This window comes from Nonomuraea purpurea (genome assembly GCF_042650645.1).
Lineage (GTDB): Bacteria > Actinomycetota > Actinomycetes > Streptosporangiales > Streptosporangiaceae > Nonomuraea > Nonomuraea purpurea.
The window spans coordinates 76,985-85,507 of sequence record NZ_JBHSBI010000016.1 but is presented as its reverse complement, the minus strand read 5'-3'; the positions used below and the strand labels follow the sequence as shown (position 1 = coordinate 85,507).

The 8,523-nt window shown below is 66.6% G+C and carries 8 protein-coding genes; all 8 read left to right on the top strand.

Features of this window, described 5'->3' with window-relative positions:
- The first annotated feature begins 153 nt into the window (after positions 1 to 153).
- The 8 genes from ACFOY2_RS29770 (at position 154) to ACFOY2_RS29735 (ending at position 8,137) form a co-directional block, all read left to right on the top strand.
- Positions 154 to 1,074 (top strand): DUF3068 domain-containing protein, encoded by a 921-nt coding sequence (locus ACFOY2_RS29770; protein ID WP_379531408.1) that lies wholly within the window; start codon positions 154 to 156, stop codon positions 1,072 to 1,074.
- A gap of 162 nt (positions 1,075 to 1,236) precedes the next feature.
- Positions 1,237 to 2,343, top strand: coding sequence for an NAD(P)H-dependent flavin oxidoreductase (locus ACFOY2_RS29765; RefSeq protein ID WP_379531407.1), 1,107 nt, complete (start codon positions 1,237 to 1,239; stop codon positions 2,341 to 2,343).
- A gap of 256 nt (positions 2,344 to 2,599) precedes the next feature.
- Complete coding sequence (locus tag ACFOY2_RS29760; RefSeq protein WP_379531406.1) at positions 2,600 to 3,790, top strand: helix-turn-helix domain-containing protein; 1,191 nt, start codon at positions 2,600 to 2,602, stop codon at positions 3,788 to 3,790.
- Positions 3,791 to 3,883: 93 nt separating this feature from the next.
- Positions 3,884 to 4,189 carry a hypothetical protein gene (locus tag ACFOY2_RS29755; RefSeq protein ID WP_379531405.1) on the top strand — a complete coding sequence of 102 codons (306 nt, stop codon included), beginning with the start codon at positions 3,884 to 3,886 and terminating at the stop codon, positions 4,187 to 4,189.
- An 8-nt stretch (positions 4,190 to 4,197) separates the two neighbouring features.
- Complete coding sequence (locus tag ACFOY2_RS29750; RefSeq protein WP_379531404.1) at positions 4,198 to 4,911, top strand: putative ATP-grasp-modified RiPP; 714 nt, start codon at positions 4,198 to 4,200, stop codon at positions 4,909 to 4,911.
- Positions 4,912 to 4,916: 5 nt separating this feature from the next.
- Positions 4,917 to 5,879 (top strand): ATP-grasp ribosomal peptide maturase, encoded by a 963-nt coding sequence (tgmB, locus tag ACFOY2_RS29745; RefSeq protein ID WP_379531403.1) that lies wholly within the window; start codon positions 4,917 to 4,919, stop codon positions 5,877 to 5,879.
- On the top strand, positions 5,876 to 7,030 hold the full coding sequence (gene tgmC, locus ACFOY2_RS29740) for an ATP-grasp peptide maturase system methyltransferase (RefSeq protein WP_379531402.1): 1,155 nt from the start codon (positions 5,876 to 5,878) through the stop codon (positions 7,028 to 7,030). Before tgmB ends, tgmC begins: the two co-directional genes overlap by 4 nt.
- A gap of 654 nt (positions 7,031 to 7,684) precedes the next feature.
- Positions 7,685 to 8,137 carry an ATP-binding protein gene (locus ACFOY2_RS29735; protein ID WP_379531401.1) on the top strand — a complete coding sequence of 151 codons (453 nt, stop codon included), beginning with the start codon at positions 7,685 to 7,687 and terminating at the stop codon, positions 8,135 to 8,137.
- Positions 8,138 to 8,523: the final 386 nt, after the last annotated feature.

Here is an 8,523-nt window from a genome sequence, read left to right as displayed (position 1 = left end):
TCCCGCTTTCGTCGACCAAACCACGATAGAACCTGTTTCTATCGATTTGGTTGCGGTGGCATACCCCCCAGTGACGCGCATCACTCACTGTCATACTTTGTTGCTCGACGCGGGCACCAGACGACAACACGTTCTACTAATGCGGAGGCCTCGATGGGTCGTATCTCCACGCTCGTCCTCATCGGGTTCGGTGCTTTCTTCATCGCCCTGGCGCCGCTGCTGAAATTCTGGGCGGCCGGGCAGATCGTCTCCGCGCCGGCGGCCCAGTTCGGCATCCTGCGACTGGAGGCCAAAGGCGCCCAGTACTTCTCGCTGCAGGACCTGAAGGTCCTCACCGGCGACCTGGACATCATCGTCACCACGCGCGGCGACGTGAAGGACGCCAACTCCCAGCGGGTCGTCTGGGACGAGGCCACGGTCGTCAACGACGTGACCAACAAGCGTCCGCAGATCGACATCTCCGAGCGGCGCAGCGCCTTCGACCGGTACACGGGACTGGGCGTGAACTGCTGCGGGAGCAGCATCAAGAAGGCGCCGGTGACACTCGAGGGGCAGATCTACAAGTTCCCGTTCGACGTGGAGAAGAAGACCTACAAGGTGTTCAACTCCACGGCCGGCAAGGCGTTCGACACGAAGTTCGTCCGCGAGGACAAGGTCAACGGCCTGCCCGTGTACGTCTTCGAGCAGACCGCGCCGCCCACCAAGACCGAGACCCGCACCGCGCCCGCCAACGTGCTGGGCGTCACGGGCACCACCGGCGACGTCCAGGTGGACCGCTGGTACGACGGCAAGACGACGTACTGGGTCGAGCCGGTCACGGGCTCGCCGGTGCGGCAGGAGATGCAGCGGCACGAGGTGCTGAAGACCCAGGACGGGATCGAGCGCAGCGTCGCCTTCGCCGCCACCGCGAAGATGACGGAGAAGACCGTGGACGACCTGGTCAAGACCGCCCAGGAAGGCAAGAACACGATCAACCTGCTGCGCAACATCATCCCGCTGGTGTTGCTGATCGTCGGCGTCGTGCTGGTCCTGGCCGGTGCGGTCCTGGGGCGCCGCCCGAGGGCCGCCGGGTAGTCCGCCGCGCATTCAAGGGGCCCGCGTCGGCGGGCCCTTTTTCTTTCTGTCGGAACGCCTTACTGGAACGTGTTATCGCTACATGTTACCGGTCGGTACCGACAAAAGGTTCTAGTCTAGAACGCGTTGCAGTTTGTTGTCGGGCGGACGTATTGTCGGGCCATGCGGACACGTGTCACGGACATGTTCGGAATCGAGCTCCCGATCTTCGCGTTCAGCCACTGCCGGGATGTGGTCGCAGCCGTCAGCCGCGCGGGCGGCATGGGCGTGCTCGGAGCGCTGTACTTCACGCCGGAAGAGCTCGAAACGGAGCTCAAGTGGATCGACGACCACGTGGACGGCAAACCGTACGGGGTGGACGTCGTCATGCCCGCCTCGTACGAGGGCGCCGACTTCGCCCCCGAGGAACTGGTCGGCCGCCTGCAGTCGATGATCCCCGACGGCCACCGGGCCTTCGTGGAGAACCTCCTGGCCAGGCATGGCGTACCGGCGCTGTCGTCCGACGCCGAGGCGGGCAAGGTCCTGCTCGGCTGGACGGACGCCACCGCCCGCCCGCAGGTCGAGGTCGCCCTGCGGCACCCCATCGCGCTGCTGGCCAACGCGCTCGGCCCGCCGCCCGCCGACGTGGTCGACCTGGCCCACTCCCACGGGGTCAAGGTCGCCGCCCTCGCCTCCACCCCCCGCCACGCGCTCAAGCAGGTGGAGGTCGGGGTTGACGTCGTGGTCGCCCAGGGCACCGAGGCCGGCGGGCACACGGGTGAGATCTCGACCATGGTGCTGATCCCGCAGGTCGTGGACGCCGTGGACGTCCCCGTGCTGGCGGCGGGCGGCATCGGCAACGGCCGCCAGATGGCGGCGGGGCTCGCCCTCGGGGCGGAGGGCGTGTGGACCGGCTCCCTCTGGCTCACGGTCGAGGAGGCGGACACGCCGGAGATGGCCAGGCGCCGCATCCTGGAGGCCACCTCCCGCGACACCGTCCGCTCCAGGAGCTGGACGGGCAAGCCCGCGCGCCTGCTCAGGAACGAGTGGACCGAGGCATGGGAGTCGGAGGAGTCACCGGGGACGCTGCCGATGCCGCTGCAGTTCATGCTGGTCTCGGACGCGCTGCGCCGGATCGGCCGCTCGGAGTCATCGGAACTGGCCACGTTCCCCGCAGGGCAGGTCATCGGCCTCACCAACCAGGTGCGCTCCACCAAGGACGTGGTCTTCGGCCTGGTGGAGGAGTACGGCGAGGCCCTGGACCGCCTGGACCGCATGACCGAGGACTGACCGGCCCCCGCGGATCGCCGGGTACCTACGGCCCGTCGGCCTTGAACCCTGAGAAGCGTCAGGTCAGTCTACGGTGAGTCCAGCGGACCGAAGGCACGCAGCGCGGCGCTCGACCCGAGGGGGTTCCCACAAGATTGAGCGAAAAGTCCGGTGCTGGCTCCACTACCGTCAGCCGTTATGTGCAGCGGGCGGCACGCCATCGTCTACGCGGCTTACTCTGAAGGCAGGCAGCAACCCACGGGCGAGAGGCGATCCCATGCCGCAGACCAAGCCGACGACGCCGGGACAGCGCATTCGTGGACTTCGCCTCCGGCGCGGTTACAAGCAGGCGGAGCTGGCCGAGCTTGCAGGGGTCAGCGTGGATCTGGTCTCCGCCCTGGAGCGGGACGTTAGGAAAGGCATGTCGTGGGCCAGCATGGTCAAGCTGGCACGGGCGCTGGACGTTGATCCCGGCGTCATCGCGGGCAAGGGGTCGTACTTGGAGCCGGTGCCAGGCGCTGCGGCGCTGGCGGTACGCGATGCCGTGATCAACCCCGGCCTGCTGCCGAAGATGAGCCCCGAGGGAGGCCAGGAGCAGCCTGACACGGCTGAGCTGTGGCGGCGTGTCGAAAGCGGATACGGCGCGTACTTCGGCGGCGAGTTCGGCGTCCTGGCCGCCGACCTGCCTGATCTGATCCACCGCTGCCGGGTCCTGCACTCCGCCGAGCGGGCGGCCGGAGCAGCCGTGTTGGCGCACGCGTGGCAACTTGCCGCCTGCGTCCTGGTCCACACTGGCCGAGACGATGCTGCCGCCATCGCGGCTGAGCGGGCGATCAGCGTAGGACAAACCGGTGACGACCCCTACCGACTGGCCACCATGTACGGCACTTATTCGTGGGTGATGCTGCACCAGGGCCGCCTGGCGGAGGCCGAGGAGATCGCCATTCGCACGGCCGAGGAGATCGAGCCGACCATGTCCAGGGCTGTCCCGAACCAGCTCACCGCATGGGGCGGTCTCGTCCTGAATGCTGCTGTCGCGTGCGGAGCCCGCGGGGACCGTGCGCAGGCTGAGGAGTATCTCAGCGTGGCCAGGGCTGGCGCGGCCAGAGTGGGGGCCGACCGGCACGACTACTGGGTGAGCTTTGGCCCTTCGCATGTGGGGGTCCAGACCACGCACATCATGACCGCACTGAACCGGCCTGACGTTGCGCTGAAGGCGAGTGGCACTGTCCGGCGTGAAGACCTTCTGCCGGTTCAGTGGGGTCGTCACCGGTTGAACGATGCGCGGGCTCTGCTGGAGCTGCATAAGTCGGACGCCGCCGAGGAGGCGGCAGCGGAAGCCAAAGCCGTGTCAGCGGAGTGGTTCCGTCACCAAGGGTTCGCCCGGTCTGTCGTTGATGATCTGGTTGACCATCGTCAGCGGCTTTCAGCTTCGCTACGCGACTTGGTCAGCGTTTTCGAGGGGTAACCCGTACGCAGCGTACGGGTAGCGGCCAAGACCGCTTCTAAAGCGTACGCACTGTCTGTGTATCGTTCGTTACTCTCGCCGTACCTTGTCGTCATGGGCGCACGAGGATTCGACCTGCATGGCTTTGGCCACTCCGAGGAGGAGGCCCCGGCGGCTGTAGATCTCGCCGCCGAGGCTGAGGCACTAGTGGGTCTGAAGGCCGGCTTCGGCACCAGGTACCACGTTTGGCGTGGCCTGAGCGAAGCGAAGGCGCTAAACGCCTGGTTCGCCATGCCGCGCGAGCAGATCATCGGCATCCGAGCGGGCGTGCTTACCGCCGATTGCCCCGAGGGCTTACGACTCCAGATCAAGGCGCAACTGGCCCAGATCGAGGGCCAGCCGGAGCAACAGGAGGAGTAGGCCGTGCAATGGGACCAGATTCGCCACCAAGCCGCGCTCCCCCCACTGGTGTGGTCAAGGAACCTGTCCTGAGGCGTGCGGTAATCCCACGTGTTCGATCTGCTTCCCCCCGGCGAAACCAGTACATATCAACTGGTCGCTTCGGCCTAATTCGCTGGCACACGATGACGACCACCCCGGCATTCAGTGCCACCGATAGCCGTCTTTCCGCACACGGAAGGACCGGGGCCGGTCAGACGGCCGCCTGTAGGCCGGCCCCAACAAGCCGTCCCCGGCGGGCGCGATGCGTTTGCCCCGTACTACGCATCTTGATGTCTTCCCCGAGTCCCGCCGGGGACGCTCATTGCTTCCTTCAGAACCGCACACCCGAAGTAGATGGAGGAGAACATGCAAGCGACCGATGCCCTCACCCCCGCAAAACTCGAGACAGGGCAGCGAGGAAACCTCCCCGTGGGCAGACCCCGCCCGTGGGGAGTGTCGCAGATGGCCCCGTTCCCAGACGAGATGAAGGCGTTCCCCACGTCCCCTATCGCGTCTACCTGGACCCCGTGACCCAGATGGGCGTCTACGCCGACCCGATCACCCACAAGCCGATCGAGGCTGCCAAGCACGGCACCAATGTGCAGAAGGCGAGCCCCACCGAGCCGCCGACCGGCGATGGAAGCGACGGCAACGCGCCCAAGGGCAAGCCGGACAGCACCACGGACTGGGTATCGGACTGATCCGGATGAAGGCACCTGTCTTGGTGGTCTCCTGCCTGGATGACCCAACCACTGACTTGGTGCTGGGCGAACTGCACGGCCGGGATGTCCCAGCCGTGCGGTTCGACCCCGGCGCCGACTTCCCCGACGAGATCGCCCTGTCCGCCTACTTCGACGGCCTGGGCTTGACCGGGTCGATCGAGACGCCCACGCGCCGCCTGGACCTGTCCAGTGTGAGCGCCGTCTACTGGCGTCAGCCCACGCCCTACAAACCCTCTCTGGAGCTGGACAAGAGCAGCGCAACATGGGTGGCCGAGCAAGCGCGCTATGGACTGGGCGGGGTTCTGGCGGCCCTTCCTGGTGCGTTCTACCTGAATCACCCATTCCGCAATCGGGATGCCGAGTACAAGCCGCTCCAACTCGTCACGGCCGCCACCTGTGGCCTGACCATCCCGAAAACCCTGGTCACGAACCGGCTTGACAGCGTCCGCGCATTCTCCTCGCGGCTCGCCGGCACCGTATTCAAGCCGCTGTGGTCCACGCCCTTCAAGAACGAAGATGGGAAGTGGCGAACCATATGGGCGCACCCCATCGATCCCAAGGAACTGGACGAGACGGTTGCCGAGGCGGCCCACCTGTTCCAGGAACAAGTGGAGAAGGTTGCCGACGTTCGGGTGACGATGGTGGGCGACCACGTCTTCCCGGTCCGCATCAACGGTGCCCCCGCGCTGGACTGGCGGCTGCACTACGACTCATTGTCGTACGAGCTGATCGAGGCTCCTCCGGCCGTCGTCAACGGTATGCGCGCGTACCTGGACCAGCTCGGTCTGGTCTTCGGGGCGTTCGATTTCTGCGTGACCGGCGACGGCGAATGGGTGTTCCTGGAATCCAATCCCAATGGCCAATGGGCGTGGTTCGATGACCGCATCTCCACCCAGATCGCCAGCGCCATCGCTGACGTGCTGATCAGCTCGAAAGGACCGTCATGAGCGCCGCCGCAAGACACCTACGCCAAGAGCTGGCCAAGCTGCTGGAGGAGGAGGGAGCCCTGACCGATCCGGGCTGGCGTCGGGCGGTGGAGAACGTGCCGCGCGAGATGTTCCTGGGCGAGGCCATCTTCTACCAGGACGAGGGGATGGCCGGTGACGAGTGGCGTTCCATGCTGCGAGGTCGCATGCCCAAGGAGAGGTGGCTGGAGATGGCCTACTCCGACGAGACATGGGTCACGCAGGTCAACGGAGTCCCGGCCGAGGCCGCCGGCACGACGATCGTCGGCGCTCCGACATCTTCCTCCACGATGCCCGGCTTGGTCGTCAAAATGCTGGAGCGAGCGGGCATCCGCGACGGTGACAAAGTTCTGGAAGTCGGAACTGGCACGGGATACTCCACCGCGCTCATGTGCGAGCGCCTGGGCGACAGGCAAGTGACCAGCATCGAGTACGACCAGCACGCGGCGGCTCGTGCCCGCCTGGCGCTGGACGCCGCCGGGTACGCGCCTACGCTCGTTGTCGGTGACGGCCTGGCCGGTTACGACGAGAACGCCGAGTACGACCGCCTGATCGCGACTTGTTCAGTGCGCTACATCCCGCTGCCGTGGATGGTGCAGGTCCGCGACGGCGGCACCATCACCGCGCCCTTGTCCGGGTGGATGCCGGGCAATGCGCTGGCGCACCTCACCCTGGCCGATGACGGAACCGCCAGTGGCCGGTTCCTGCCGGACAACGTCTCCTTCATGTACGCCCGCCCGCATGCCCGCCCGCCACGGGCGTCGTATGTGATCGGGATCGGCGACGAACGTGAAAGCGTGATCGACCCGAACATTCTGGCCGACTCAACGGGGCGATTCGTTGCCCAGCTCGGTGCACCTTCGGCCGAGAAGCTGGGGCTCGGAGACGAAGTCATCCTGCTCGATGTGGCAACCGGCTCCCAGGCCACCACGCGCCGCAATCCGAAGGGCGGGGGGTGGCTGGTCCGGCAGCACGGTCCGCTGAAGCTGTGGCACGCCGTGGAGGATGCCATCCTGACCTGGCAAGGCGCGGGCAGCCCGCACCAATCGGGCTTCGGGCTCACCGTGACGCGCGAAGGGCAAAGGGTGTGGCTCGGCGATTCTGACGGGCCTTCCTGGAATCTGCCCGCCTAGTTCGCGCGAGACCCACGGGCGCGGGCTGACCCACCGGCCAGGGTTGATCTTGCTATGCCAGGCCGCCGCCATGTAGGGGCGGCCTTCGGCCAGCGGGACGACCGCAATTTCCAGGATCGCCTCGTCCTGGTGGTCCTGGGCACCGGTCCCCTCGAGGTCGAGGGCGACGAGATCGCCGGCCGTCCACGGCTGGTCGTTCATGATGGGTTCTCCGGGAGTCGGCTTAGTCGTCTTCGTGGCGAGCGGCGGCGTGGCCTACGGCGAGGGCGAAAACAGCGATTCCCCTGCACGGAAGAAGGTTCGTCATGCCCAACAGCGCTCACGAAGTGCGACGAATGGCATACATGACGCAGTTTGCGGATGGCCTTTTTATTTTGTGCGTAAAAGCGGTCATTGCCGGCGGGCTCATCGGGAGGTGTCCCGATCTGCCGGTGCGGTCCCCCTCGGGACAGCGGCGGGCGCTTTGGGTTGCGGTCGAGAGATGCCGGGGCGATTGCGGCTTCTCGTGGGGGCGGTGGCGCCGGGCGCGTATCCCGGTGGCACGGAGCGATTCGGCGCTCAAGATCCTCGAGAGGGCGGTGTCGTAGTGGGCGTAGGCACGGTGGACAGGGCGGTGCGGATGGCGGCTTTGGCCAGGATCTGGGAGGACGCACGATGGGCACGCGGTTTCTCTCTGAGGTGGTGACCCCGGGCTTGGACTCTTCGGTGTCGCTGCTTCGGCGCTACGTCACGCTGGTACTGACGGCGGCGGGACACCGAGACCTGGACGCTGTGCTTCTCGTCCTTAGCGAGTTGCTCAACAACGCCGTGATGCATACCCGTTCAGGCGATCCTGGCGGGCTGGTCACGGTGGAGATCTCGGGCATCGGTGATCGCCTGGCGCGGATCGAGGTCACTGACGAAGGGGCGGGGACCGTTCCGCGTCCTCGTCAAGCGGGCGACGATGAGGATTTCGGGCGTGGCCTGCAACTGGTGGAGGCACTGTCCGCCCGGTGGGGTGCGAGGCGAAGCTTTCCCGGCTTCATGGTGTGGGCCGAGGTGCCCACCGTGGAGGATCAGCCGCCTCCTGCTGCGCCGTTGGTGTCGCTGGGAGTGGCGGCGGAGTGATGGCCTCGGATGGGCGGGTCGGTGGATTGGGGTGGATGCCGCGTCGGTGTTCCGGTGCTCACGTCATGCCGCTTGCGTCGCATGGCGATCGGCTCAAGTGGACCGTTCCAGGACGGTCCGAGCCTGACGGGTACGCCCTGCGGTGGACGTGCGACTGCGCAGGGGTCTTCTTCGAGTTGCGGCAGGTGGGCGGCTCGGCGTTCATTCGGCGGATTCGCAGGGAGCGTGGCGGCTGTGCGATCCATGAGACCGAGCGCTGGCCTACGGGAGTGGCGACGGCGTGGTGGACCGCCTTGCTGATGGGGCACGCCCGATGAGCCCGGTGCGTGCGGTGCATCGTCAACGTCGGCCAGGAGGCACCCTGCCCTGGCTCCGAATGGGATTGG

What these genes read in the sequence shown, in the direction of transcription:
- ACFOY2_RS29765 (WP_379531407.1), top strand. Translation starts at nt 1,237, where the DNA reads ATGCGGACACGTGTCACGGACATGTTCGGAATCGAGCTCCCGATCTTC.
- ACFOY2_RS29760 (WP_379531406.1), top strand. Translation starts at nt 2,600, where the DNA reads ATGCCGCAGACCAAGCCGACGACGCCGGGACAGCGCATTCGTGGACTT.
- ACFOY2_RS29755 (WP_379531405.1), top strand. Translation starts at nt 3,884, where the DNA reads ATGGGCGCACGAGGATTCGACCTGCATGGCTTTGGCCACTCCGAGGAG.
- tgmB (WP_379531403.1), top strand. Translation starts at nt 4,917, where the DNA reads ATGAAGGCACCTGTCTTGGTGGTCTCCTGCCTGGATGACCCAACCACT.
- ACFOY2_RS29770 (WP_379531408.1), top strand. Translation starts at nt 154, where the DNA reads ATGGGTCGTATCTCCACGCTCGTCCTCATCGGGTTCGGTGCTTTCTTC.
- ACFOY2_RS29750 (WP_379531404.1), top strand. Translation starts at nt 4,198, where the DNA reads ATGGGACCAGATTCGCCACCAAGCCGCGCTCCCCCCACTGGTGTGGTC.
- ACFOY2_RS29735 (WP_379531401.1), top strand. Translation starts at nt 7,685, where the DNA reads ATGGGCACGCGGTTTCTCTCTGAGGTGGTGACCCCGGGCTTGGACTCT.
- tgmC (WP_379531402.1), top strand. Translation starts at nt 5,876, where the DNA reads ATGAGCGCCGCCGCAAGACACCTACGCCAAGAGCTGGCCAAGCTGCTG.